Below are 1,785 nucleotides of genomic sequence, written 5' to 3'. Positions count from 1 at the left end.
TATACAGAGGTAGCAGCGGCTAAGTCTGGGTACTGGCAGTGCGGGACGGTGCTATGGCGATTTGATTACCCTATTCAGAAATCTTTGTCAAGTACAATTTATACCAAATTAGATGAGCTTACCCTGGATAAACTGGAGGATACTTATCCCAAGAGATGGAGGGGATTCACCCTCGATTTCATCGAGATATATCCGTTGCATCTGCTCTAAGTTTAGCAAATTCTGGTAAGCGAGGGGAAACCCGGTGTCTAAGCGTCGCCTTCCCCAGATAATTACGGGACAGCAAGTACGTTCAGGCTTATACTGCTTGAGATAGAGGAAAATTTGAGGGATGAATCGCCAATAAAAATCCTCGTCCTTTTGAAATTGAACTTCGACAAAGTAAAGCGGATAATCTGGGTGGTCTGCATCGGGAATAAATACCCCATCAAGTCGAAAAGCCAATTCTTTGATTTCGATTGACTTAAATTGATAATTTTGCGCCAGATTGGGAGATTCCCCCAGCAGTTGAAAGAGAAGTTCGGGAAAGACTTGAAATAGGGTATAAAAGATTTTATCAGTTTTCATTATTTGAGCAAATACGATTGAAGCTAACTGTACTACTTGTGGGGTTCCAAGTCAATAGTTTTTTGGTGGATTTTTGTTAAGTTTTATCAAAATAATTTTAAAATAATTTTCTCCAGAAAAAACCTACCTTTCCTTGTTCTAATTGTTCTAATTCTTTAATTACTGTCATAACATCCTTTTCTTGATCTGATTTTTATGGCAACCAAGAGCGATCTAGTAATTGTTCTAGTGAGTAAGGACATTGAGAGGTAAAAATAACAGTATTCGCTGTTTTGATTTTGACAAAACCTAACGCATCTTGGTAGATAGAGTTTAATTCTTCTTCTCAAGAATTACGGAGATTAGCCGTCATTTTTCGCCTTAATTGAGTCCGAAAATTATAAATTTCTTCCTGCCAATTAATTGTCTTATATTCTGCCTCCTTAGTCCAGTATTGCAGTAATAATTAATAAATGGCGGATAACCTGTTCTAAAAGACTGGCTACCGCATTTTTCTTTTCTTTGCCCAAATCCTCTAATTCCTCGATTAAATGTTCTAAGTGTAGCTGTTGAAATTGATGATTTCTAAGCAAGCTAACGGTTTCTCCTAGCCATTGAGAGTCATCAATCTCATAGAGTTGTTTTAAGGCGTGAATTCTTTGCATCATTGATTGTCTCCATTAGCAGTTTTATCGTTTTGAGTATCTTGACATCAGGGAAGTTTAGTGATTAACATAAAATTTACTCCATCGCATTGGTAAATTAGTCAAAAATCTTCCTTATGAATCGGCAAAATTCAGTAAAATAGCAATAGACCAAATCAGAGAGAAAAAATTAGCTATGACAACTACATCCGAAGACGTATGGCGACTCTTAGCCGAATTAGCGACTCTTAGCCGAATTAACTGCCGCTCAAAAAGAAACCGACAAACAACTGAAGGAGACTGACCTACTATTGAAGGAAGTTAGTCAGCAACAGAAGAAAACTGACAAACAACTCAAAGAATTAGGACAGCAAATTGGGGGACTCGGTGCCAAATTCGGCAGCTTTACCGAAGGACTTGCCCTTCCTTCAATGGAAACGATTCTCAGACAACGCTTTGGTATGGAAGTTATACCATTTTTCTTTATTCTTGGCAGGTATCTTACCCCCCCTTGCCCCCCCGACATCGGGGGGGTGGGGGGTTAGGGGTGAGGGCGATTAACCATCTCTGCCATTACTTTAGAAAAATGGTATTA

At 38.8% G+C, this 1,785-nt stretch carries 1 protein-coding gene and 2 pseudogenes; 1 reads left to right on the top strand and 2 read right to left on the bottom strand.

Annotated features, from left to right (window positions below; all coding sequences use genetic code 11):
- Positions 1–108 precede the first annotated feature (108 nt).
- The gene (locus IQ242_RS23955) at positions 109–567 is read right to left on the bottom strand and encodes an Rpn family recombination-promoting nuclease/putative transposase (protein ID WP_228021187.1); all 459 of its coding nucleotides are present in this window, start codon (positions 565–567) and stop codon (positions 109–111) included.
- A gap of 193 nt (positions 568–760) precedes the next feature.
- Positions 761–1,211: pseudogene (locus IQ242_RS23950) on the bottom strand (DUF29 domain-containing protein).
- 175 nt (positions 1,212–1,386) lie between these two features.
- On the opposite strand from IQ242_RS23950, the pseudogene IQ242_RS23945 reads away from it, so the two are divergent.
- A pseudogene (locus IQ242_RS23945) lies at positions 1,387–1,663 on the top strand (DUF3782 domain-containing protein); the annotation flags it as partial.
- Positions 1,664–1,785: the final 122 nt, after the last annotated feature.

Origin of the sequence: Microcystis sp. LEGE 08355, assembly GCF_015207185.1 — a bacterium.
Lineage (GTDB): Bacteria > Cyanobacteriota > Cyanobacteriia > Cyanobacteriales > Microcystaceae > Microcystis > Microcystis panniformis.
Note: the sequence above shows the minus strand (reverse complement) of the source record. Positions and strands in the feature narration are given on the sequence as shown.